Origin of the sequence: Pseudoalteromonas sp. NCCP-2140 (assembly GCF_023708065.1) — a bacterium.
In the GTDB taxonomy this organism is placed as follows: Bacteria; Pseudomonadota; Gammaproteobacteria; order Enterobacterales; family Alteromonadaceae; genus Pseudoalteromonas.
On the sequence record NZ_BRCZ01000018.1, the window covers coordinates 20,758 to 45,379 of the forward strand.

24 protein-coding genes are annotated in these 24,622 nt (G+C 42.4%); 5 read left to right on the top strand and 19 right to left on the bottom strand.

Annotated features, from left to right (window positions below; all coding sequences use genetic code 11):
* Positions 1 to 52 precede the first annotated feature (52 nt).
* The gene (locus NFU46_RS19645) at positions 53 to 646 is read left to right on the top strand and encodes a TetR/AcrR family transcriptional regulator (RefSeq protein ID WP_251604259.1); all 594 of its coding nucleotides are present in this window, start codon (positions 53 to 55) and stop codon (positions 644 to 646) included.
* Positions 647 to 703: 57 nt separating this feature from the next.
* On the opposite strand, the gene lipA is transcribed toward NFU46_RS19645, so the two are convergent.
* The 13 genes from lipA to leuS form a co-directional block, all read right to left on the bottom strand.
* Positions 704 to 1,669, bottom strand: coding sequence for a lipoyl synthase (lipA, locus tag NFU46_RS19650; RefSeq protein WP_054551675.1), 966 nt, complete (start codon positions 1,667 to 1,669; stop codon positions 704 to 706).
* Complete coding sequence (lipB, locus tag NFU46_RS19655) at positions 1,666 to 2,319, bottom strand: lipoyl(octanoyl) transferase LipB (protein ID WP_251604262.1); 654 nt, start codon at positions 2,317 to 2,319, stop codon at positions 1,666 to 1,668. Before lipB ends, lipA begins: the two co-directional genes overlap by 4 nt.
* A gap of 19 nt (positions 2,320 to 2,338) precedes the next feature.
* On the bottom strand, positions 2,339 to 2,617 hold the full coding sequence (gene ybeD, locus NFU46_RS19660; RefSeq protein ID WP_054551674.1) for a DUF493 family protein YbeD: 279 nt from the start codon (positions 2,615 to 2,617) through the stop codon (positions 2,339 to 2,341).
* Positions 2,618 to 2,800: 183 nt separating this feature from the next.
* Complete coding sequence (locus NFU46_RS19665; protein ID WP_054551673.1) at positions 2,801 to 3,961, bottom strand: serine hydrolase; 1,161 nt, start codon at positions 3,959 to 3,961, stop codon at positions 2,801 to 2,803.
* A gap of 54 nt (positions 3,962 to 4,015) precedes the next feature.
* On the bottom strand, positions 4,016 to 4,783 hold the full coding sequence (locus NFU46_RS19670; RefSeq protein WP_063527804.1) for a septal ring lytic transglycosylase RlpA family protein: 768 nt from the start codon (positions 4,781 to 4,783) through the stop codon (positions 4,016 to 4,018).
* Positions 4,783 to 5,889: a rod shape-determining protein RodA gene (rodA, locus tag NFU46_RS19675; RefSeq protein ID WP_062564348.1), complete on the bottom strand. Its 1,107-nt coding sequence runs from the start codon at positions 5,887 to 5,889 to the stop codon at positions 4,783 to 4,785. Before rodA ends, NFU46_RS19670 begins: the two co-directional genes overlap by 1 nt.
* Entirely contained in the window at positions 5,886 to 7,766 is a 1,881-nt protein-coding gene (gene mrdA, locus NFU46_RS19680; RefSeq protein WP_054561830.1) for a penicillin-binding protein 2, read from the bottom strand. The genes rodA and mrdA overlap by 4 nt, the downstream gene beginning before the upstream one ends.
* 8 nt (positions 7,767 to 7,774) lie before the next feature.
* The gene (gene rlmH / locus NFU46_RS19685; RefSeq protein WP_036967350.1) at positions 7,775 to 8,245 is read right to left on the bottom strand and encodes a 23S rRNA (pseudouridine(1915)-N(3))-methyltransferase RlmH; all 471 of its coding nucleotides are present in this window, start codon (positions 8,243 to 8,245) and stop codon (positions 7,775 to 7,777) included.
* Between the two features lie 27 nt (positions 8,246 to 8,272).
* Complete coding sequence (rsfS, locus tag NFU46_RS19690; protein ID WP_054551669.1) at positions 8,273 to 8,590, bottom strand: ribosome silencing factor; 318 nt, start codon at positions 8,588 to 8,590, stop codon at positions 8,273 to 8,275.
* Between the two features lie 56 nt (positions 8,591 to 8,646).
* Positions 8,647 to 9,282, bottom strand: coding sequence for a nicotinate-nucleotide adenylyltransferase (nadD, locus tag NFU46_RS19695; RefSeq protein WP_251604266.1), 636 nt, complete (start codon positions 9,280 to 9,282; stop codon positions 8,647 to 8,649).
* A 12-nt stretch (positions 9,283 to 9,294) separates the two neighbouring features.
* Complete coding sequence (gene holA, locus NFU46_RS19700) at positions 9,295 to 10,335, bottom strand: DNA polymerase III subunit delta (protein ID WP_175082124.1); 1,041 nt, start codon at positions 10,333 to 10,335, stop codon at positions 9,295 to 9,297.
* Positions 10,335 to 10,823 (bottom strand): LPS assembly lipoprotein LptE, encoded by a 489-nt coding sequence (lptE, locus tag NFU46_RS19705; protein WP_054561826.1) that lies wholly within the window; start codon positions 10,821 to 10,823, stop codon positions 10,335 to 10,337. Before lptE ends, holA begins: the two co-directional genes overlap by 1 nt.
* 1 nt (position 10,824) lies before the next feature.
* Positions 10,825 to 13,413 (bottom strand): leucine--tRNA ligase, encoded by a 2,589-nt coding sequence (gene leuS, locus NFU46_RS19710; protein WP_175079005.1) that lies wholly within the window; start codon positions 13,411 to 13,413, stop codon positions 10,825 to 10,827.
* A 186-nt stretch (positions 13,414 to 13,599) separates the two neighbouring features.
* On the opposite strand from leuS, the gene NFU46_RS19715 reads away from it, so the two are divergent.
* The 3 genes from NFU46_RS19715 to NFU46_RS19725 all read left to right on the top strand — a co-directional run bounded on the left by NFU46_RS19715 (position 13,600) and on the right by NFU46_RS19725 (position 17,003).
* A complete protein-coding gene (locus tag NFU46_RS19715) occupies positions 13,600 to 14,058 on the top strand; it encodes a zinc ribbon-containing protein (protein ID WP_054551664.1) in 459 nt (152 codons plus the stop codon).
* Positions 14,059 to 14,127: 69 nt separating this feature from the next.
* A complete protein-coding gene (locus tag NFU46_RS19720; protein WP_251604269.1) occupies positions 14,128 to 16,530 on the top strand; it encodes a Lon protease family protein in 2,403 nt (800 codons plus the stop codon).
* A complete protein-coding gene (locus NFU46_RS19725; protein WP_175079007.1) occupies positions 16,527 to 17,003 on the top strand; it encodes an FKBP-type peptidyl-prolyl cis-trans isomerase in 477 nt (158 codons plus the stop codon). Before NFU46_RS19720 ends, NFU46_RS19725 begins: the two co-directional genes overlap by 4 nt.
* A 39-nt stretch (positions 17,004 to 17,042) precedes the next feature.
* On the opposite strand, the gene lnt is transcribed toward NFU46_RS19725, so the two are convergent.
* Genes lnt through miaB form a run of 5 tightly spaced genes read right to left on the bottom strand, consistent with a single transcriptional unit; the run spans position 17,043 to position 22,477 of the window.
* Positions 17,043 to 18,590 (bottom strand): apolipoprotein N-acyltransferase, encoded by a 1,548-nt coding sequence (lnt, locus tag NFU46_RS19730; protein ID WP_251604272.1) that lies wholly within the window; start codon positions 18,588 to 18,590, stop codon positions 17,043 to 17,045.
* On the bottom strand, positions 18,571 to 19,455 hold the full coding sequence (gene corC, locus NFU46_RS19735) for a CNNM family magnesium/cobalt transport protein CorC (RefSeq protein ID WP_054551660.1): 885 nt from the start codon (positions 19,453 to 19,455) through the stop codon (positions 18,571 to 18,573). Before corC ends, lnt begins: the two co-directional genes overlap by 20 nt.
* Positions 19,456 to 19,477: 22 nt before the next feature.
* Positions 19,478 to 19,933 carry an rRNA maturation RNase YbeY gene (ybeY, locus tag NFU46_RS19740; RefSeq protein WP_251604276.1) on the bottom strand — a complete coding sequence of 152 codons (456 nt, stop codon included), beginning with the start codon at positions 19,931 to 19,933 and terminating at the stop codon, positions 19,478 to 19,480.
* Positions 19,930 to 20,982: a PhoH family protein gene (locus tag NFU46_RS19745; RefSeq protein WP_251604279.1), complete on the bottom strand. Its 1,053-nt coding sequence runs from the start codon at positions 20,980 to 20,982 to the stop codon at positions 19,930 to 19,932. Before NFU46_RS19745 ends, ybeY begins: the two co-directional genes overlap by 4 nt.
* A 49-nt stretch (positions 20,983 to 21,031) precedes the next feature.
* Positions 21,032 to 22,477 (bottom strand): tRNA (N6-isopentenyl adenosine(37)-C2)-methylthiotransferase MiaB, encoded by a 1,446-nt coding sequence (gene miaB / locus NFU46_RS19750; RefSeq protein WP_138602619.1) that lies wholly within the window; start codon positions 22,475 to 22,477, stop codon positions 21,032 to 21,034.
* 258 nt (positions 22,478 to 22,735) lie between these two features.
* Between miaB and NFU46_RS19755 the strand changes: the two genes are divergently transcribed.
* The gene (locus NFU46_RS19755; protein WP_251604282.1) at positions 22,736 to 23,905 is read left to right on the top strand and encodes an FAD-dependent oxidoreductase; all 1,170 of its coding nucleotides are present in this window, start codon (positions 22,736 to 22,738) and stop codon (positions 23,903 to 23,905) included.
* 70 nt (positions 23,906 to 23,975) lie between these two features.
* Here NFU46_RS19755 and NFU46_RS19760 read toward each other — a convergent pair whose 3' ends face one another.
* Positions 23,976 to 24,377 carry a hypothetical protein gene (locus NFU46_RS19760; RefSeq protein WP_251604285.1) on the bottom strand — a complete coding sequence of 134 codons (402 nt, stop codon included), beginning with the start codon at positions 24,375 to 24,377 and terminating at the stop codon, positions 23,976 to 23,978.
* Positions 24,378 to 24,622 lie beyond the last annotated feature (245 nt).

Here is a 24,622-nt window from a genome sequence, read left to right on the forward strand (position 1 = left end):
TAGTGCATTTTTTATTTTTGCGTTACACTAGTAACCCTTATCGGAGGGGTCCATGAAATTATCACAGAGAAAACGATTAGATATTTTGAATGCAGCTGAGACATTGTTTTTTCAGCAAGGTGTTGAGCATACCAGTATGGATCAGGTTGCAAGCTTAGCGGGTGCCTCAAAGCGTACCGTATATAATCACTTTGAAAATAAAGATGTGTTGTTTCAAGCCATTCTAGTGTTTATGTTTGAAAAAGTCCGCCAAGAGCAAGCGGTTGTATTTGATGCCGCTGTGCCAATTGCACAGCAGTTAACACGCATTGCTGAACAAGAAGTGGCGCTTTTGACCTCTGAAGAGTTTTTAAAAGTAGCGAAAGTCGCTTTTATGCAGATGTTACAGCAGCCTGATTTAGCAAAATCATTAGCCAGTAATAACATGGGCTGTATGCAAGATCTGGTGGCGTTTTTAGAAGCGGGTGTGAAAGCACAGGTTTTAACTATTGATGATGTTGAGTTTGCAGCAAAACAGTTTGTGTATCAGTTAAAGTCGCTGATCTTTTATCCGTTGCTGTATGGCTTTGAGCGCCAAGAAGGCGACTCAGATAAGAAAGTAATAAACGAAACTGTAAAAATGTTCTTAGCGCGTTATGGGCGCTGATATTTTGGAATATAAAAAAGCCCGCTTAATGCGGGCTTTTAAATAATTGTAAAAGTATTACTTCACTTCTTTACCAGCTGCTTGTTGGTCAGCATGATAGCTTGAGCGAACAAATGGACCACAGGCCGCATGTGTAAAGCCAATTTCGTCTGCATAATCTTTTAAAGCATCAAACTCTGCTGGCGGCACATAGCGTTTAACCGGTAAGTGGTGCTTAGAAGGTTGTAGGTATTGACCTACTGTTAGCATATCAACGTTATGCTCGCGTAAGTCACGTAACACTTCTTCGATTTCGCTAATTTCTTCACCTAAACCTACCATCAAACCAGATTTAGTTTTCACATCTGGATGTGCTTCTTTAAAGCGGCGTAACAACTCAAGTGACCATTTATAGTCAGCACCTGGACGCGCTAATTTGTATAAACGCGGTGCTGTTTCTAGGTTGTGGTTAAATACATCTGGCGGCGTCTCGATTAAGATATCAAGGGCTCTGTCCATACGACCACGGAAATCAGGTACTAGAATTTCAATCGTGATTTCTGGGTTGTGCTTGCGAATTTCACGAATACAGTCAGCAAAGTGCTGTGCACCACCATCACGTAAATCATCACGGTCTACTGACGTGATTACAACATAGCTTAGCTTCATGTCTTTAATAGTCAGCGCTAGCTTTTCTGGCTCAGCTGCGTCTGGCTTTAATGGACGGCCATGGGCAACATCACAGAACGGACAGCGACGAGTACAAATAGCACCTAAGATCATGAAAGTCGCAGTACCATGGTTGAAGCATTCAGATAGGTTAGGGCACGAAGCCTCTTCACACACAGAGTGTAAACCATGTTTACGCATCGCTTGTTTAATACCATCAATACGTTCAGTTGATTTTGGTAAGCGAATTTTTAGCCACTCTGGCTTACGCAACATTTCGTTTTTTTCAGTCGGTAAAACTTTAACTGGGATCAGTGCCATTTTTTCTGCATCACGCAGTTTTACGCCTGGTTCCATTTTGACTGGTTTATTCATTCGTTTTCAAACCCTTCAGTGTGCTTAACCACAGTAGCATTAAGCTTTTTAATCATGTGTTTTACAAGCCCTGCACCTGCTTGCTCGAGGTTTTTCGGACCGTTTAGATCGGTTGTTTGCACCATGTTCATGCCAGCATAGCCGCATGGATTAATACGTAAGAATGGACTTAGATCCATACTTACATTTAGTGCTAAACCGTGGAAAGAGCAACCGCGGCGAACGCGAAGGCCTAATGAGGCAACTTTGCTGTCGTTAACGTAAACACCGGGTGCATCCGCTTTCGCGTAGGCATCAATATCGTAGTCTTTTAACGTATCAATAATGCACTCTTCAAGCCAGGTTACCAGCTCCCTTACACCAATGTTTAAACGACGTAAGTTGAATAGCACATACATCATTTGTTGGCCTGGTCCGTGATAGGTAACTTGACCACCACGATCCACTTGGATCACTTCGATATCACCGGTATTTAATAAGTGCTCAGCTTTGCCTGCTTGGCCTTGCGTAAATACTGGCTCGTGCTCTACAAGCCAAATTTCATCTGCAGTGTGCTCATCACGGGTGTCGGTAAAAGATTGCATTTTTTGCCAAATTGGCATGTAACGCTGACGACCTAATTGACGAACGATTAATTCTCTTTCGCTCACGAGTTACTCCGTAATCGGCCTATAGCATGTGACGTACGTCATCGATGTTGCTGATCACGTTATAAATTTCTTCGATGTGCTCTTTACTTGTAACGGTTGCTACAAGCGTTACAGATTCGTAATTACCTTTGCTGCTTGGTTTTACCTTTGGCGCATAATCGCCAGGTGCAATTGGTTGCAGCTTTTCTAGGATCTGATCTGTTAGATTTACGTTAGCTAAGCCCATGATTTTAAATGTGAATGGGCAAGGGAAATCTAAATACTCATCAAATTTAGTATTTTTTACAGGTTGAACCACGACGGTGACTCCTCAAACAGTGAGTGTGCTTAATAGAGGTGTTCTCTGCCATTTCTTGGCGTTAAGCAAACTTAGATTACGACGCACTCGACCCAGCGCGACTGATATGGGGCGCATTCTATCATTTTTCAGACAAAAAAAAACGCCTTGCGGTGCAAGGCGTTTATAAACTTTATGACCAGATTACTGAATTTGTAAACGTAGGTAATCGTAGATCTTGCTAAAGAAGCTGCCTTCTTCCACTTCTTCTAGTGTAACTAGTGGATATTGTGCAATTTCTTCACCTTCAAGCTGTAAGAATAGCGTGCCTACTTTAGTACCTTTAGCAAGCGGCGCTTCTAATGTTTTATCAAGCTCGAAGTTCGCTTTTAAGTTTTTACGCTGACCACGCGGAATAGTAATAGGTGTATCTTCTAAGATACCTAACGATACGTTTTCTTTGTTACCCATCCAAATACGTTGCTCAGCAAAGCTGTCGCCTGCTTTATATGGCGTGATTGTTTCGAAAAAGCGGAAACCGTAGTTCAATAGTTTTTTGCTTTCAACTTTACGAGCACGTTCGCTTTCTGTGCCCATTACTACAGCGATTAAACGCATGTCATCTTTAGTTGCAGAAGTTACTAAGCTATAACCCGCTTCTGATGTATGGCCGGTTTTAATACCGTCAACGTTCATGCTTTCATCCCATAACAATGAGTTACGGTTGTATTGCTTGATGCCATTAAAAGTGAATGATTTTTTCGCGTATACTTCGTACTCATCTGGTACATCGCGAATAAGTGCAGCACCTAAGGTTGCCATATCACGTGGTGTCGTGAAGTGTTCGTTAGTATCTAAACCATGGCTATTTACGAAGTGGCTGTTAGTCATGCCAAGCTTTTCAGCGTGGGCATTCATTAAATCAGCAAATGCGCTTTCACTACCAGCAATGTGTTCAGCCATTGCTACACAGGCATCGTTACCCGATTGAATAATGATACCGTGGTTTAAGTCATCAACACTGATTTGCTTACCGACTTCGATAAACATTTTTGATGATTCAGGAAAATTCTTTGCCCAGGCTTTTTCACTAACTGTAACCATATCAGTTGGTGCAATATTACCTGCTTTGATTTCAGTACCAATTACATAACTGGTCATCATTTTGGTTAAACTAGCCGGTGCTAATTTTGTATCTGCTTCGCCTTCGGCAATTACTTTACCTGTGGTGAAATCAACCAAGAAATAACCTTTCGCATTAACTTGAGGTGGGGCAGGGATAATTTGGGCTGTTGCAGAAAATACGCTAGCAGTGCAAACAAGGCCACAAACGCCACTTAAGATTTTATATTTTATAGATTTCATCGTACTCATTAATGGTTAAAGTTAAACATGTTGCGTTGACCTATTCTAAAGGTCTTACTCACTGTAAAGCAAGAACGCGTTCTGAAATTGGTTTTGTTTTAGCTTTTCTAAAACTGCTTGTGCTTCTGCGGCATCTTTTATTGGACCAAGACGTAATCGATAGATTCCATCTTTTTCAACAATGTTTGTTGGCACATGATATTGCTGACGAAGTTGAAACGCGAGCGCTTCAACATTAGCAAGAGTACTTCCCGCTGCAACCTGAATGTAGCTTAAACGAGGGGCAGAATTGGCAAGGGTAACAGCCTCAACCTTAACACGGGCTGTACCTTGTCGGTAATAACCTAATTTATAGGCCGCAGAATAAGATAAATCGATAATCCGGTCATCATGAAACGGGCCTCGGTCGTTTACGCGAACAATTACTGATTTTCCGTTGTCTAAATTTGTTACTCTGGCAAAGCTCGGTAGCGGCAGTGTTTTATGAGCTGCTGTCATCGCAAACATATCGTACACCTCGCCGTTTGAGGTGTGATAATTGTGAAACTTTCGACCATACCACGAAGCAATGCCTTCTTCAGAGTAGCCAGTTTCATCTAACATCGGCGTGTAGCGTTTACCACGGACTTCGTAAGGGCGACTAGCGCTTGCGCTTTTAACAACCGGGGTGACTATGGCATCTTGCATTTCAAGTTCGGTTGGTTTTCGAAGCGGGGCTGCATCATGCTCCATAGCATAACGGCCTTGTTGAGATGAAGAGCTACACGCCGCAAGCAGCACAGAAAATAACGCTATAAGTAAGTAATTGACTCGCTGTGTCATTATTTTAAAAGCATCCTTTTATCGGTGGCGATAGACATGATAATGCCAAATCCGGCCATCAAGGTCACCATTGAGGTGCCACCATAGCTTATTAGAGGTAACGGAACACCTACTACAGGCAGTAAGCCCGAAACCATGCCAATATTCACAAATACATAAACAAAGAAGGTCAGTGTTAATGCGCCGGCAAGCAGTTTACCAAACGCATCTTGCGCGTTTACCGCAATATATAAGCCACGACCAATAATAAACAAGTACATACAAAGTAATAAACAAACCCCAAACAGGCCAAACTCTTCGCTCAGTACAGAAAAGATAAAATCGGTATGACGCTCAGGTAAAAACTCTAATTGTGATTGTGTGCCTTGCAGCCAGCCTTTACCTTCAACGCCGCCAGAACCTATCGCAATTTTCGATTGAATAATGTGGTAACCCGAGCCAAGCGGATCGCTTTCAGGATCTAAAAAGGTCAATACCCGTTGCTTTTGATAATCAAGCATCACGTAATGCCAAAAAGGCCATGCTGCCAAACCAACAGTAGCAGATAAAAAGCCAATAAGGCGCCAACTTAGTCCAGATAAAAATAATACAAATATCCCTGAACTGGCAATCAAAATAGAGGTACCTAAGTCGGGTTGCTCTTTAATTAAAATGGTTGGCACCATTACAATCGCAAAGCCAATAATTAAATGGATGATTCTTGGCGGTAAATGGTTACGCCCGATATACCATGCAACCATCATTGGCACAGCAATTTTCATTAGCTCTGACGGCTGGAAACGGGTCACACCTAAGTCAAGCCAGCGCTGTGCACCCTTTGAACTTACCCCAAATAACAACACCCCAACCAGCATTAAAAGCCCCACGCAGTAGAGCGGAATAACCATACTCTTTAATGTGTTAGGCGAAAACTGCGCGAGTATAAACATACCTAAGATAGCGCCAAACATACGTGTTGCGTGGCGTATCATCATTGCAGAGTCTTGGCCGCTAGCGCTGTAAACAATAGCAAGGCTGGCTACCATCATCGTCATAAGGGCGATAAGTAGTGGTAAATCGAGGTGTAGGCGCTGCCAAATTGAGCGTTTTTTATTTAATGGGATCATGGCGCGTCACTTTGGGCTATTTGAATCGGGTTCGCTGAGAAGTAGTAATCCATTAATTGACGCGCAATAGGCGCACCAACTGTACTACCACCACCGGTGTTTTCAACCACCACAGAGACCACAATTTGTGGATCGTTATAGGGTGCAAAACCAACATAGATAGCGTTATCACGTTGGCGCTCTTTAAGTGATTTTGCGTCGTAACGCTCACCTTGAGCAATACTCACAACCTGAGCAGTACCGGTTTTACCTGCTGGGTCGTAATTCGCCCCTTTAAATGCTTTATGTGCAGTACCTGTGACTTTATGTACGGTGTTGTGCATCGCATCTAGCGCAATTTGCCAATGATGTGGATTTTTTAATACTACAGGTGGCTTTTCATCATTATTAATTTGCGTTACTTCGTTTTCTTTTTTAGCGACTTGTACAAGGTGCGGAGGGTGATCGAGTCCGCGGTTCACTAATATGTTGGTAGCATTAGCTATTTGCATCGGTGTTGCGGTCCAATAACCTTGGCCGATACCCACTGAAATGGTATCGCCGCGCCACCATGATTCTCTAAAGCGGGCTTCTTTCCACTCTCGCGATGGCATAATGGCAGATGTTTCTTCATGAATATCGATTCCAGAGAGCTCGCCAAAGCCAAACTGCGTCATAAAGTCACTGATTTTGGTGATCCCTAAACGGTAAGCAACATCGTAAAAATAGGTATCGCATGACTCTTCAATAGCACGATAAACATCAACATGACCATGGCCCCAACGTTTCCAGTCACGCCATTTGTGCTCCACATTAGGAATTTGGAAAAAACCCGGATCCCAAATTTGTGTTTGCTCGGTTACCAGTCCTTCTTCAAGGGCAAGGATCGACATATGAGGTTTTACTGTGGATGCAGGTGCATAACGCCCTTGCGTGGTACGGTTAATTAGCGGTCGGTCTGGGTTTAACAACTTTTTGTAATCTGTGCTGCTGATACCATGAACAAATAAATTCGGGTCATAACTAGGGTTAGAGTAGAGCGCTAAAACGCCGCCATCTTTAGCATCAAGCACCACAATGGCACCACGCATATCTTTTAAGGCATGTTGAGCAATTTGTTGCAGGCCAATATCTAAAGTCAGTACTAAGTCGTGACCTGGTTCAGGTGGCGTGAGGCTTAAAGTGCGGATCACTCGGCCACGGTTATTCACTTCAACGCGTTGTGAACCAACTACACCATGAAGGAGTTCTTCGTAATACTTTTCGATACCCAGCTTACCAATGTCGTGCGTTGCACGGTAGTTAGTAGCTTGGTCTTCAGCTTCAAGTTTGGTGAGTTCTTTTTTGTTGAGTTTGGCAACATAACCTAAGGCATGGGTAAGGGTATCGCCATAAGGGTAATAGCGAGCTAAACGCGCTTCGATACTAAAGCCAGGAAACTTATGCTGATTAACCGAGAACTTTGCAACTTCGGTTTCGTCTAAACGGGCTTTTAATACTTGGCTTTTAAAGCGGCGATTGTGTTTAATGTCATCTAGAAAGTCAGCTTTTTGTTGCTCAGTTATTTCGATAACTTTTTCAACTTCGCTCAGAGCCTCTTCAAGGTTGTCAACTTCCTCGGGGATCACTTCTAAATTATAAACTGGCTTGTTTTCAGCCAGTAATACGCCATTTCTGTCGTAAATAAGCCCACGGTTAGGGGCAATTGGAATAACTTTGATGCGGTTATCGTTCGAACGTGTTTGATAATCTTGATGTTCGATAACTTGGATGTTGTATAGGTTAGATAACAACACACCAATTAACAGTGTAACAAACACAAAACCCACAAATGCTCGGCGAGCAAACAAGTTTGCTTCAGCCGAGTGGTCTCGAATCGTGGGTCTGTGTTTTCGCATTGGCTTCACTACTCGCGATGATAAGGGTGGTTGTTATTCAAGCTCCAGCCTCGGTATAGGCTTTCTGCAACAATAATGCGCACTAGTGGGTGCGGTAGTGTCAGGTTTGATAATGACCACTTTTGCTCAGACGCTGCAATACACTCAGGTGCTAAACCTTCTGGTCCGCCGATCAATAAGCTGACATCGCGACCATCAAGCTGCCACTTTTCCATACTTTTTGCCAACTGATGGGTATCCATTGGCTTACCGGTGACCTCTAGCGTCACAATGCGGTTGCCTTTAGGAATAGCAGCAAGGGTCTTTTCGCCTTCAAGTTGTAAAATACGTTTGATATCCGCATTTTTACCACGTTTACCTGCGGGGATTTCAATTAGCTCAAGGGGCATATCACGTGGGAAGCGACGTTGATATTCTGTGAATCCGGTTTCAACCCATGCTGGCATTTTGGTGCCAACAGCAATCAATTGTATTTTCAAAATGGTTACCTATGTCCTTGCTAAGGGTTAGCCCCAAAGTTTCTCTAGATCATAGAAGTCGCGAGTTTGGTCTTGCATTACATGCACAACCACATCACCTAGGTCTACAAGCACCCACTCACCTTCGTTTTGGCCTTCGTAACCGAGAGGTTCTTCACCAGCATGGCGTGCTTCTTTAGCAACGTGGTCAGCAATCGATTGTACATGGCGTTTTGAGTTACCTGAGCACACTAACATGTAATCAGTAATGTCAGACTTACCACGAACATCAAGCTGTACCACATCACGGGCTTTCATATCATCGACTTTATCAAGGGCAAATGCGAGTAGTTGTTTAGAATCCAAAGTGTTTTCTCAAAAATAAATAATCTTAATTTGTTATTTTATCACGCAGGCAGTATTTATTCATCTGTTTGGTAAAGATGATGCTGCGCAATGTATTGACTTACATTGGTAGGTAAAAGTTCCGCTATATTATCATTTAAATGCAGCTTTTTTCTGATTTCGCTTGAGGCGGCATTAACTTGTAAGCCATTTAAAAAGAATAACTTACCTGCAGGGGCTTGTTGTAGCTGGCTAAGTTGCTCTGTTACGGCATTCTCTTTATAAGCTGCAAGTTCACCAGATACTTGGCAGTGCTGCCCCGGGCGCAGGTACACGACGATATGACAAAGTTTGACAATCTCTTGCCATTTAAACCATTTATCTAGGCTATTGAATGAGTCCATACCAATTAAAAACATAATCGGCGCTGCTGGGTTTTCTGCACGAAGCTCTTCTAAACTCAGCAAAGAATAAGACGCACCTTCTCGGTTTAGTTCGCGGTAATCAATAGCAAAATGCGGATTGTCGGCAATCGCAAGTTTTAGCATGTTAATGCGATGCTCATCACTAATTCCTGGCTTGGCTTTATGAGCAGGAATAGCACAAGGCATGAAGTAAAGGGTATCGAGTTGGCACTGCTGAACACACTGCTGGGCCATATTAATATGACCTAAGTGAATTGGATCAAAGGTGCCACCAAAAATAGCAATCATCAATTGTTACTCTTAGTCAAAGACCGGGTGGCAAGGTAAAGGTATCGCCACAGGTTGGCAAAACACTAAGCATATTTGCATTAATGCTTGGTAGGGGGCTACAAGGTTGCCTTGTTTATATGCGGCATCAAACTGAGCTAATTGTTTGGTAATTTGTTCGAGTACTTGGATGTTCAAGCGGTTTAAGGCCTGTTGTACAACAGCTTGTTGGTTTTTCCAAATATTATACTTTTTGTATAAATCAGCCATATTGGCACCATTCAAGCGCCCGTGTTGCATTGCCAGTAAGTTAGCGGCTTCTTTATTGATGGCCCAAAAAATACTCATGGCTTCAGTGTTATCGGCAGCCAGCTTAGTCATTACTTTAACTGCTTGTTCGGCGTGGCCATTTAATAAAGCATCACTCAAATCAAAAATATCAAACCTTGACTGATTTAGTAGCCCTTGCATCACAGCTTGTTGGTCAATTAGCTCACTACCATAAAGCAAAGATAGCTTTTCTAACTCTTGATGACAGGCAAGTAAATTTCCTTCAGTGGCATCAATTAAGCTTTGTTTCGCGTTGTTATGAAGGTTTAAGTTTAAACGGTAGCATTGCTCATCTAACCAGCGGCTCAGGTGATTACCTGTTAATGGGTAACAAGGAACAAATAAGCCTTGCTTATCGAGGGCTTTAAACCAAGCACTGCGTTGAATATCTTGGCTGGCTTTGGCACCTTTTAAAACCAAAATAGTATCGGGATTAGCAAGCTCAACAAGCTGCTTAAAGATTTGACTGCCTTGCGTACCAGGTTTTTGCTCGTTTAAATCAAACTCAATTAAGGTACGAGCGCTGAACAGTGACATACTTTGGTATTGAGCAACAATTTCTTGCCAATCAAAACCCGGCATTAAAGTAAATTTGATTACCTCGTCAAAGCCTTGCTGTTTAGCTGCTTGACGAATTTGCATGATGCACTGAGCAATTTGATAAGGCTCTTCACCAAACACCATGTAAAAAGGCGCGAGGCCTTTTTTTAACTGGCTAGGAAGCTGGTTTGCATAACAACGCATTACAGTTGTGATAACTCACGAACAATACGACGACTCGCTTGCTTACGAATTTCGCCTAATAGCAAATCAAGCTCTTTTGCTTTTGCAAGGGCATTGTCTGGGTCGTCTTGGTAGTTACGATACAATTCAAAGCTTTGATTAATCGCTTTTTGTCCTGGGCGCTTCAAGGTATAGCTTACACTGTAGGCAAGTTCATACTCAGCAACCTGACCATTATCAAATAATGACAAGATTTGACGCTCTAAACGGTCTTTGTGGATCTTTAACTCAGGGTGTTTACCAACTTGGTTAAGCTCAACTTTACTCGCAATAAGCTCTTTTTCGACTAATTCGAATAAGGCTGACTTTTCATCATCGCCAACAAGGGTGAGTACTTTCAAGTCGTCAGGCAAGTTAGAGGCTTTCTTTAAGTGAAAGCCACAACTTGTCAGCAGTAAACAGACTAGCGCAAGGGCTAGTCCGTTTTTCAGTGCTTGAAGCGCTGCCATCTTAGTTAGCAACCACGTTAAGTAGTTTGCCAGGTACGTAAATTACTTTACGGATAGTCGCGCCTTCAGTGAACTTAGTCACGTTTTCTTCAGCAAATGCTAATGCTTCAACTTGCTCTTTGGTTGCATCAGCAGGCACTGTTAACTTAGCACGTAGCTTACCGTTAACTTGTACAATGATTAGCTTCTCATCTTCAACAAGTGCTGACTCATCAACTGTTGGCCATGCTGCATCTAAGATGTCGCCTTCTTTGCCAAGGTCTTGCCATAACTGGTGACACATGTGCGGTGTGATAGGCGCAAGCATGATAAGTAATGCTTCAAGTGCTTCGTTAGCAATTGCCACATCTTGTTTATCAGCAAGTGGTGCCTTAAGTAACTTGTTCGAGATTTCCATGATAGCAGCGATTGCAGTGTTGAACGTTTGACGACGTTCAACGTCATCAGTCACTTTTGCAATTGCTTTATGAAGTTCACGACGAAGAACTTTTTGGTCGTTGTTTAATGCTGATTTATCAAGCGCTTGGTAGCCTACTGTTTCTACATCAACAGCGTATTTCCAAATACGTTTTAAGAAACGCATTGCACCTTCAACACCTGAATCAGACCATTCAAGAGTTTGCTCTGGTGGTGCTGTAAACATCATGAATAAACGAACTGTATCTGCACCGTACTCGGCAATAACTTGTTGTGGGTCGATACCGTTGTTTTTCGATTTCGACATTTTGCTCATGCCCGCAGAGAACACCGGCTCGCCATCTTCTTTGTGCCATGCTTTAACAACACGACCTTTGTCGTCTGTTTCAGTTTGTACGTCTGTTGGTGAAATCCAGATATCACCGCCTTTCTCATCTTTACGATAGAAAGTATCAGCTAGTACCATGCCTTGACATAATAAGCGCTCAAATGGCTCATCTGAGTTTACTAAACCAAAGTCACGTAATAATTTGTGGAAGAAACGCGAGTAAAGTAAGTGCAAGATCGCATGCTCAATACCACCAATGTATTGGTTTACTGGTAACCAGTAATTTGCAGCACCTGGCTCGATCATGCCTTCGTCAAAACGTGGGCTACAGTAACGAGCGTAGTACCAAGACGATTCCATGAAGGTATCGAAGGTATCTGTTTCGTGGAATGCAGGCGCGCCATTTACTGTTGTTTTAGCCCACTCAGGATCAGCTTTGATTGGTGAAGTCACACCATTCATTACTACGTCTTCTGGTAAGCGAACCGGAAGCATGTCTTCTGTTGCTGCAAGCTCATCACCATTTTCGTCGCTAAGCATTGGAATTGGAGAACCCCAGTAACGCTGACGGCTAACACCCCAGTCACGTAGACGGAAATTAACTTTACGCTCACCTACACCAAGCGCTTCTAGTTTGTCTGCAACGGCATTAAACGCTGCTTCAAACTCAAGACCATCGAACTCACCCGAGTTAACTAACACACCTTTTTCTGTGTAAGCTTGGTTGTCTAAATCAACCGTTTCTTCAGAACCTGCAGCTGGTGCGATAACTTGAGCAATTTCAAGGCCATAAGCTGATGCGAACTCGTAGTCACGTTGGTCATGTGCAGGAACAGCCATAACTGCGCCTGAGCCGTAATCCATTAATACAAAGTTAGCAACCCAAATCGGTACTTGCTTACCTGTTAATGGGTGAATCGCATAAAAGCCAGTTGCAATGCCTTTTTTGTCCATGGTTGCCATGTCTGCTTCAGCGATTTTCGTGTTTTTACACTCATCAACAAACATAGCTACAGCGTCGCTGTTTTTAGCGGCTTCTTGTGCAATTGGGTGACCGGCAGCAACCGCTACATACGTCACACCCATGAAGGTATCTGGGCGCGTTGTATAAACACTGAATGTATCTTCGTTATCGGCACGCTTAAATTCGATTTCTAAACCTTCAGAGCGACCAATCCAGTTGCGCTGCATGGTTTTAACTTGCTCAGGCCAGTGATCAAGTTTATCTAAATCGTCTAGTAGCTCTTGTGCGTAATCAGTGATTTTGATGAACCATTGTGGAATTTCTTTTTGCTCAACAATAGCACCTGAACGCCAACCACGACCATCAATAACTTGTTCGTTAGCAAGTACAGTTTGGTCAACTGGATCCCAGTTTACTGTTGACATCTTTTTGTATACTAAGCCTTTTTCGTAAAGCTTAGTGAAGAACCACTGTTCCCATTTGTAGTATTCTGGGTGACATGTTGCGATTTCACGATCCCAATCATAACCAAAGCCTAATTGCTTTAACTGGTCGCGCATGTAATCGATGTTTTCGTAAGTCCACTTAGCAGGTGCTGTGTTGTTTTTGATTGCCGCATTTTCAGCAGGTAGACCAAACGCATCCCAACCCATAGGTTGCATTACGTTTTTGCCTTGCAAGCGTTGGAAGCGTGATACTACGTCACCAATGGTGTAGTTACGAACGTGACCCATGTGGAGTCGGCCGCTTGGGTATGGGAACATAGATAGGCAGTAATACTTTTCTTTGCTCTCATCTTCAGTGACTTTAAATACTTGGTTTTCTTCCCAGTAGGCTTGTACTTTTGACTCAATGTCTTGCGGGTTATATTGCTCTTGCATCTACGATTCCAGACTTCTTGCAAATTAATAAAAAATTGTCGATAAGGATAACCCAAAATACATGCTAATCACAGCGGCAAATAGGCGCTTTTGTTAATTTTCCAATGAAATATATTTTCAGGGCAGGTTAACCTATACTCAACTAGAATAACGGTTGATTTTTCATCACTTTTGAAGGAGTAAACGATGGCAGATTATAAATCTTGGCTGAGTGATTTGAGTGCTTGGCTTAAAGACGTAAAAGATCATGAGCTCAAGGATGCAATGGAGAAATTTGTTGAATCAGAGCAGGCACTTAAAGATTTAGGGCAAGAAAAATTAAATCAGTATCGTGACTATTTACAACGCGATATCGACCACATCAAAGAAAACGACAGTCACTATGATTCACTCGCATGGCTCGAGCTTAAAGAGTCGCTTTGGTACGAGTTATCGCACATTGAAGATAAAACTCAGCTCGAATGGCAAGCCTTAAACCAAGATTTTCAACACAATGGTGTTTATCAGGAAGGAGAATGGATAGCCATGGGCACATTAGTATGTAAAAATTGTCAACATAGTTACGATGTTTACCATGCTACGCAAATTACTCCTTGTACTGAATGTGGCGGTATTTATTTTCGCCGTAAGGCATTACAACCTTAATCAGTGACGCAAGCTTGTGCTGGGCGTTACCTATAATGCCCAGTCAAGGCTGGGAAATAAGAAGTTAGAATGACAAAAAAACTAATCCCACTACCTGTTTCTGCGTTAGCACCTGAGATTGCGGCGAGTCATGTTGCCACATGTATGCAAAACCCATATCCAGAAGCGTTGCCATTTATTGGCCAGCAACGTGCGCAAAGTGCCCTCGACTTTTCACTGGGCATGGAGTTACCTGGTTATAATGTTTATGTGATGGGTGAAGCTGCACACGGTCGATACACTTTAGTAAAAGACAAACTGACCGCCCATTCAAAAGACCGACCAACGCCTAGTGAGTGGTTATACGTAAATAACTATGACGACCACCGTGAGCCAATCGCGTTATTTATGCAAGCCGGTCAATCGAAGCAATTAGCTGACGATATAGACTCTTTTATTGACGAAGTACTTGATACATTCCCAGCAGCTTTTGATAACCCGGGTTATCAGCGCAAGAAAAAATCAATCGACCGTGAATTCACCGATACTTACGATGCGGCAATTACTGCTGTTGAAATTGCAGCTCTTGAACAAAGTGTGGCACTGATTGAAGAAAATGGCGTTGTTGGGTTTGCGCCTTTAGTGAATGGTAAACAACTGAGCGACAGTGAATTTGCTGCTCTTGATGAGCCACTGCGTATCGAATTTTATGAGGTTATCGAAAAGCTTGAAGATGCGTTAATCGAAGCATTAATAGAGCTTCCTCGTTGGAAACGAGAGTCATCTGAAAAGCTACGTAACCTTAAAAAATCAACTGCTGAGCTTGCCACTAAGCCACTCATTAAAGCCCTTGAACATAAATACGCGACACACATCGGTGTATTACGTTATTTAAAAGATATTCGTGAAGAAATCATTGATGCGGTACTTGAATGGCTCGACGATGATGAAAACGACGAAAACAAAGAAGACTTTGACCGTAAAGGGATGCTCACAGACTTCTTTGCGCCAAATATTCTAGTCGAATACAAAGAGGGCGATGCAGCCCCTGTGGTGTATGAGCCAAACCCAACTTTTGGCAATATTTTCGGCAAAATTGAATATGCGACTTCGCAAGGCTCGCTTATCACCAGTTACCGCTCAATTCAGCCAGGTGCACTGCATCGTGCTAATGGTGGCTATTTGATTATGGATGCTGAAAAAGTCATGGCGAACCCACAAGTGTGGGATGGCCTTAAGCTTTCTTTAAAAACGCATCAAATCAAAAACGACTTACCCTATCAAGACAGCTCTGTGGGAAGTAGTTTTACGTTACGTCCGCAGCTTATTCCTCTTGATGTAAAAATAGTGCTGCTAGGCTCTCGGGACCTTTATTACACCATAGGTGAATATGACGAAGAGTTTGCAGAGTTATTCCGTGTCCTTGCTGACTTTGATTATTACTTGCCAAGTAGCGATAAACTGCAATATCAGTTCATTACCAAGGTGACTGAGTATTGTCAGCAAACACTCAATTGCACGGTAAATGAATCGGCAATGGCGAGGTTATTAAAGTTTAGTTATCGCCAAGCTGAGCACCACAACAAGCTCTCAGCTCGCTTTGCTGATGTATTAGAATTAGTGGCAGAAGCCAGTTTTTATGCCAAACAAGATGGCCAAACCGTGATTGATGCTCATCACATAGATGAAGCCATTGTTGGTAAGCAATATCGTACAGGGCAAATTTCAGAAACCATGCTGAGTGATATCAAAGAAGGGCAAATTTTAATTGCAACCGAAGGTCACGCAGTGGGCAAAGTAAATGGCTTAACAGTGCTGCACATTGGCGATACCTCATTTGGTACACCTGCGCGCATTACAGCCACTGTTTACGCGGGTGCAGATGGCGTTATTGACGTTGAACGTGAAGCCGAGCTGGGTAAAGCCATTCACTCAAAAGGGGTGATGCTATTAACCGGTTACTTAGGTAATAAGTATGCTCAGCAATTTAGCCTAACGCTCAGTGCTAATATCGCAATAGAGCAAAGCTATGGCTACATCGACGGTGATAGCGCCTCATTAGCAGAGCTGTGCGCGCTTATATCAGCCATTACGAACTTACCTATTAGCCAATCTATCGCACTGACGGGGTCAATTAACCAGCATGGTGATGTGCAATCAATTGGTGGCGTAAACGAGAAAATAGAAGGCTTCTTCAAACTTTGTAAAATGCGTGGCTTAACCGGTGAGCAAGGGGTGATTATTCCTAAATCTAACCAAGTTAATTTAGTGCTTGATGACGAAGTACTCGATGCCGTTGAAAAAGGACGCTTTAATATTTATGCCGTTGAAACCGTTGATCAAGCGCTGAGCTTATTAATGGATAAAGACGCAGGTGAAATGACCGCAGAAGGTTACCCTGAAGGCTCTATAAACGCGCTAGCCTTAGCAAGGCTTGCCAATATTGCAGATATCGTAAATGGCGACAATGATGATGAGAAGGACGCAGAATGATTAATTTAATACTTTTACTGATCATTGGTATTTTTTGTTTTTTAATCTTTAAAAATAGTAAAAAGGCGAAGCTACAAGCCCTTGAAAATGAAAAACTCGCCGCGGACTTTTTAGCGAATAACAGTAAAGCCGACGATGTTCATGAAACCACATCTGGGCTGCAATACAAAATTGAGCAAAGTTCAGGGAATGACACAAAGCCAAGTGCAACCAGTAAAGTAAAGGTTCACTATCATGGCACGCTTATGGATGGCAGTGTTTTTGACAGTTCAGTGGTAAGAAATTCGCCAATTAGCTTTGGTTTAAATCAAGTCATTGCAGGTTGGACCGAAGGCTTACAGCTAATGAACGAAGGGGATAAGTTTACCTTTTATATCCCGCCTCAGCTTGCTTACGGCCGTAAACGCGTCGGCAGCATTCCAGCAGGTTCGCTACTTATATTTGATGTAGAGTTGATTAAGATAGAATCTTAAAATGTTAAAAAGGCTTCATCATGAAGCCTTTTTTAATAGTTATTTCTTAACCCTTACAAATACACCCACGGCACTCAGTAATATCACTACTGCCCACACTGGCCAATTGCCGTATTGGCTATAAATACTATCGCCTTTAATCAAAGTGATATTGGCCTCAAGTACATCAGCTTTAAATTGTGGCATAGCTAATTGTGATTGAGCGATAGGGTCGTAAACGGCGCTAATACCATTATTCGTCACGCGAATTAGCGGGCGCTGTAACTCTAGGGCGCGCATACGCGCTATTTGCATGTGCTGATGCGGGCCATGTGAGTCACCGAACCACGCATCGTTACTCACCGTGAATAAAATGTCGGAGTCACTGCGATAATTACCACGAACCAACTCAGAAAAAGCAATTTCATAGCAAATAGCCGGTAAAATATTTAAGCCATTTGCGCGTAAATTGTTTTGCACTTCATCGCCACGAGTGAAAGATGACATAGGTAAATCAAACAGTGGCGCAATTGGACGCAAGAAGTCCTGAAACGGCACAAACTCACCAATAGGTAATAACTGATGCTTTTGATAGCGGTTTTTACCTAAATATTGATAGTGGCCTTCACTGTCATCATCTTCTTTTTTACCAAGCACTATTAAGGTATTAAAAATGTTACGCGTGTCGTATTGGTAATCAACGATACCGGTAATAAGTGCGGTGTCATTAAACGTTGCTGCACTATCAAGGCCTGTTAAATACTCGGTTGATAAAGCTTCAAGCTCCGGCACCGCAGCTTCTGGCCAGACAATCAAATCAGCATTCCAATGCAGGCGAGTCATATCCTGGTATTTGCTCATAGTCGTCCAAAACTCAGACGGTTCAAAGCGAAGATGCTGTTTAATATTACCCTGCACTAGTACAGTCTTAATGGTTTTGTCTTGGTAGTGTAGCTGGCTGCTGCTTGCAATCGTATATAAGCCAGCTAATAGGGCTACAGAGGCGATAAGAGGTTTGCCATCTTTGCTAGCTAGGCGATATAAAGCAAACGCAATTAACATACATACAAGCGTAATCCCAAACTCACCAATCACTGGGGCTAAAAAATTAAGTGGGCTGTCTGTTTGCGTGTAACCAAAACTCAGCCACGGAAAGCCTGTTAACAATGTGCCACGTAAGTATTCTGTGGTTGCGATAGCGGCGAGTAACCAACATATAAAGCTATATGGGCCTGTAGCATGGCGTGTTGCCAGCCAAGTAGCTAATGCAGGATAAAGGGCTAAATAAGCACAAAGCAACACCATTAACGAAAGTGATGCGATTAATGGCATGCCACCAAAGGTCGCTATTGATACATGCACCCAGCTTATACCTGCACCAAACCAACCTAAACCAAATATAAAGCCATATTTAGCACTTTGTTTAGCGGCTAATTTACCGTTTGCGAGAGGGTTAATGCAGTAGAGTAGAGCACCAAGGGAAAGAAAAGTTATAAACCATAGGTTATAGGGTGCGTAACTTAAGGTTAAAAAGAGGCCCGCAATAAGTGCGAGCCAGGCTTTTTTATCTTTTGCAAGGTGACTTAGGTTAGTTAGCAGTTTCTTCACTGTCGTTATCATCAGCCTTTGGAATGGTGACTTGCAATTGTAAGATACGGCGGTTATCTGCGTTAGTGACTTTAAATTGTAAGCCTTCTACCTCGATTGTTTCACCACGGCTTGGCATATGGCCAAATGCATGTAAAACAATACCACCTATGGTGTCAGCATCTGAGGTGCTGTAACCAGTTTTAAAATACTCGTTAAAGTCATCAACTTCAGTCAGTGCTTGCACAGCGTAAACGTGTTTTGCAACTTGGCGAATATCTTGTAGGTCTTCACTTTCATCGTGCTCGTCTTCGATTTCACCAACGATGATTTCAAGGATATCTTCGATAGTGACAAGACCAGACACACCACCATACTCATCAATAACAATCGCCATGTGGTAACGTTGTTGACGGAACTCATTAAGCAGCGTGTCTACACGTTTACTTTCAGGCACTACAACTGCAGGACGCAAATATTCACGTAAAGAAGGCAGTTGCTCATCTTTGTTGATGATCAGTGGTAATAAATCTTTTGCTAATAAAATACCTTCAACATGGTCTTTGTCTTCACATACCACAGGAAAACGTGAATGTGTTGAATCAACCATCATAGGTAATAGCTCTTCTAATGGTGTATCAACCTCTAAGGTTACCATTTGCGAGCGTGGGATCATGATGTCCCGCACTTTTAGCTCTGATACACCTAGCACCCCTTCAATCATATCCTTGGTTTCAGGGTCGATAAGGTCGCGTTCTTGCGCATCGGCAATTACTTCTACCAGCTCTTCTCTATTCTGGGGTTCCCCTTGCAACATTTGGGCTATGCGGCCCAGCCACGTTTTGCCAGAAGAACCCTGGCTAGTTTGCGAGTTGTCGTCGCTCATTGCGTCTAATTGCTCCGTTAATTTAAATATCGTCTCGATATGGGTCAGCGATGTTCAGATCGGCAAGTAATTGCTTTTCTATGCTTTCCATTTCAAGTGCATCTTCGTCCTTTATATGGTCAAATCCAAGTAAATGCAAGCATCCATGGATAACCATATGGGCAAAATGGTCGTGAAAGGTTTTTTCTTGCTCAATTGATTCGGCTAAAACAATAGCCGGACAAATGATTAAATCACCTACTAAAGGTAACTCAATGCCCGGTGGTGCTTCAAATGGAAAAGATAAGACATTAGTCGGTTTATCTTTGCCGCGGTAATCATTGTTGAGCTGCTGGCTTTGTGCTTCATCGCTGATCACTATAGTCAGCTCTGCATCTTCACGGTAGTTGCTAAGGGCTTTGTCAGCCCATAGCTGGAATTGTTCAAAGCATGGTAAGTCGTCAAACTCACAGGCTATTTGTAAATCTAATTCGGTCACGAGTTTGCTTCTTGTTGGTTTGCTTGTGCTTCTTTCGCACGTTGCTTCTCTGCACGTTTTAAACGTTCTGCTTCATCGTTACGCTCATAAGCTTCAACGATACGAGCAACAACCGGGTGGCGAACCACATCGTGTGATTGGAAGAAGTTAAAGCTAATTTCATCGACACCGTTTAATACTTCGATGGCATGACGTAGGCCTGAGCGGGCACCACGCGGTAAATCGACTTGTGTGATATCACCCGTGATCACCGCTTTTGAATTAAAACCAATACGAGTTAAGAACATTTTCATTTGTTCTGCTGTGGTATTTTGGCTTTCATCGAGAATAATAAACGCGTCATTAAGCGTACGACCACGCATGTAGGCAAGGGGCGCGACTTCAATCACGTTTTTCTCTATTAACTTTTCTACACGCTCAAAACCCAGCATTTCAAATAATGCATCGTATAGAGGGCGTAAATACGGGTCGATTTTTTGGCTTAAGTCACCTGGTAAAAAGCCTAGTTTTTCACCAGCTTCAACCGCAGGACGAGTTAATAAAATACGGCGAATTTCTTGACGCTCTAAGGCATCAACAGCTGCAGCAACCGCTAAATAAGTTTTACCTGTACCGGCTGGGCCAATACCAAAGGTAATATCGTGGTGCAAAATATTTGCAACATACACGCCTTGATTATCATTGCGCGGTTTAATAACGCCACGGCGAGTTTTAATCACCATGTCTTTGCCATATACACCTGGGTTTTCATCTTGCTCTAGCGCATTTGATTCGCTAATTGCCAAGTGTACGGCTTCAGGTTCAATCTCGCCAATCAGGCCGCGAATAGATTGAGTTTCAATATAGAGGTTTTTTAGTATCTCAACAGCCGCTGCTGCAAGGTGCAGTTTACCAGTTACTCTGAAGAAATTATCACGGTGTGCAATCTCAACACCAAGGCGGCGTTCAATTTGCTTAATGTTTTCGTCAAACGGACCACATAAAGATGAAAGGCGTTTGTTGTCGGCGGGTTCTAAATAAATCTCTAATGTTTTTAACTGATTACTCAAAATTGCTTCCTATTGATGGGTGCAGGCTGTGCCTGCACCAAGTGTCACCCTAAGGTACGAAAGTAGCAACGCCAATTTCGTTAGGGGCCGCAGCGGCCTCAGCTTCAGCAGCTTTACTTAAAATAGCTGAAGGTGCCACATCACGGCGTAAGTTCATTTCTGATTCTGTACGAATTAGTTCACCACGTAAAGAGTTTGGCAATGCTTCTGTAATACGTACATCAACGAATTGACCGATCACTGAGTGAGGGCCTTCAAAGTTAACCACTCGGTTGTTCTCAGTACGGCCACGTAATTCCATTGGGTTCTTCTTAGAAGGACCTTCAACTAGGATACGCTGTTCGGTATCAAACATTTGGCGGCTGATTTGCTGCGCCATTTGCGTGATACGGTTTTGCAGAATGTATAAACGTTCTTTTTTCTCTTGCTCTGTTACGTCATCTGGTAAATCAGCAGCAGGCGTACCAGGGCGCGCACTATAGATGAAGCTAAAGCTCATATCAAAACCAATATCATTGATAAGGTTCATAGTTGCTTCAAAGTCCGCTTTACTTTCGCCAGGGAAACCAATGATGAAGTCTGAAGACATGCTTAGGTTAGGGCGAATTTTACGTAACTTACGAATCGTAGATTTGTACTCGAGTGCAGTATGACCACGTTTCATAAGGTTAAGAACACGGTCTGAACCACTTTGCACTGGTAAGTGTAGGTGGTCAACAAGCTCAGGTACGTCTGCGTACGCATCAATGATATCTGGCGTAAATTCTACAGGGTGCGATGTGGTATAACGAATGCGGTCAATACCGTCAATCGCAGCGACATAACGTAATAGATCAGAGAAGTAACAAATTTCACCGTCGTGAGTTTCACCACGATACGCATTTACGTTTTGACCAAGTAGGTTTACTTCGCGAACACCTTGCTCTGCAAGTTGGGCAACTTCAAGTAAGACGTCATCAAGTGGGCGGCTTACTTCTTCACCACGTGTATAAGGAACTACGCAGAATGTACAGTATTTAGAACAACCTTCCATAATTGATACAAACGCAGTAGGGCCTTCCGCTTTTGGCTCTGGTAAACGGTCGAACTTTTCAATCTCAGGGAATGAAACGTCAACTACCGAGCTGCTGTCGCCACTTTGCACTTGCTTAATCATTTCAGGTAAGCGGTGTAATGTTTGCGGGCCAAAGATTACATCAACAAACGGCGCACGTTGACGAATTGAGTCACCTTCTTGCGATGCAACACAGCCACCAACACCAATGATTAACTCTGGTTTGTCGTCTTTTAATAGTTTCCAACGGCCAAGCTGATGGAATACTTTCTCTTGTGCCTTTTCACGGATTGAACAGGTATTGAGTAAGATCACGTCAGCGTCTTCAGCTTCTTCAGTTAACTGATAGCCGTTAGTCGCATCTAGTAGATCAGCCATTTTCTGAGAGTCGTACTCGTTCATCTGACAACCCCAGGTTTTAATATGCAGCTTTTTACTCATTGAAATATAGCCTCGTTTTCAATTCGGTAGTGACACAAAAATGTGTTAGAAACAGGATTAAGTGGCAAGTATGCCGACTTAAAGGACGCGTATTTTAGCTGGATACCCGCACAGATCCAAGTATAGTTTTTATCTTTGTGGTGTGAAATCAAACAAGTCACTGTTTTGAAATTCATAAGCAGTAAATGCACTGACACGCAATATTGAATTACGTTACAATTTATCTCGTATTTAAATAGCCAAATGAGCGAATATTAAATGAATAAAAATAAGGTAATTGTTGTCGGTGGCGGGATGGTAGGTGCTGCTACTGCTGTAAAACTGGCTAAGCAGGGTAGGGATGTCACCGTTATTGAAAAGCACCTTATCGATGCTGATCAAATTTTAAGCTCAGATAAGGTTGATATTCGCATTTCGGCTATTAATCGTTTTTCAGAGAATTTACTTGATGAGCTTGGTGCAATGCCATTACTAAGACAAAATCGTATCGCACCTTATCAACAATTAGAGGCCTACCAGCAACAAGGCGAAAATTTATTGTTTGATAGCCATGAGATTGGCGAAACGCATTTAGGTCATTTAATCGAAAATAATTTAATTCAAGCAAGTCTTTGGCAGCAATTCGCTAAGTACAACATCGAAGTGATAGAGCAGTTATCAGCCATCACGGATATTACTCAAACGGTTGATTCAATCACCTTACATTATGGCGATACTCAATATACCGCTGATTTAGTTGTTGCTGCAGATGGTGGACAGTCACAATTGCGAACTAAAGCTGGTTTAGGTGTAACGGGTTGGCAATATGGCCAGCATTGCATGGGCGTGTTAATCAAATTAGATGCCCCGCAGCAGGTAAAAACGTGGCAACAATTTACGCCAACCGGGCCTGTAGCATTTTTACCGATGCAGGCGCCTTACGCTAATTTAATTTGTTATCACGATGCAGGGGTTTTAAAGCAGTGGCAAAAATTGTCGAATGAGCAACTTAAAGCAAAACTCATTGACCATTTTCCTGAACTACCGGGCGACTTTGAATTACTTGAGCATGCTGTTTTTCCACTTGCACGCCAACATGCCAATGATTACTCGCACGGACGTTTAGTTTTGGTGGGTGATTCGGCGCACACAATTAACCCGCTTGCTGGGCAAGGTGTGAACCTAGGGTTTCAAGATGTTGTAGCACTGGCAGATATTTTGGCAGATCAACCTGATGTTGGTCAGCAAGCGTTATTAAAGCGCTACGAGAAAAAACGCCGCCACGCTAATTTACTAATGATGAGTATGATGGATGCGTGTTATTTTGGTTTTTCAAACGAGATTAAACCACTGAGCTGGGTGCGCAGTAAGTTTTTAAAGCTTGCTAATAACACTGGCCCTGCAAAGAACTGGGTTTTAAAGTATGCGATTAGCGGGACATTAAGTTAAATTCATTGTTTTAAAAATTTAAATTTTGAAGTACAAGTGCCTAATAGCACTTGTACCTTACAGCTTACTTTTAATTCCAATTGCCACTTCTAGAGTACATATACTCCGCATCTGCACACCAATTTACATCAGCCCATGTGTAGTCTGTGTAATAAATCTTATCTACACACCCTCTTACTGAACTCTCAACTTTGTATACATCAACTAAACAAGTAGTGCCAGTACAATCAGCAACGCTTGCACTGCTGTAAGTACCGCTAAATACCCATTCAACGCGTGAAACTTCTTTAGAGGTATTAACCTTAAAAGCAACTTTCGGTGCCCAGTTAGGATTTGTCTCACCACCAAAACAATGATTTTGGGTATAGTTATCGTAAGCCATTGTATCTACGTAGCACGATACAGAATTTGCAAAGGCATTTGTAGCAAATAGACCACTAACTAGCGTTAAAATTGTAAATAACTTTTTCATATAACTTTCCTTATTAGAATATTAGCTCGTTTTTTGAGCACCTTTAGAGTATCAATAAGGGTACCTTTGTCAATAAAAAGTTGCATAATAGTTAATTTTTTTGATTCTTTATTGTTAAAGCCTATTTATATAGTTAGAAATGAGAAGTTAGATATTAGAAGTTAGATATTAGAAGTTAGATATTAGAAGTTAGATATTAGAAGTTAGATATTAGAAGTTAGATATTAGAAGTTAGATATTAGAAG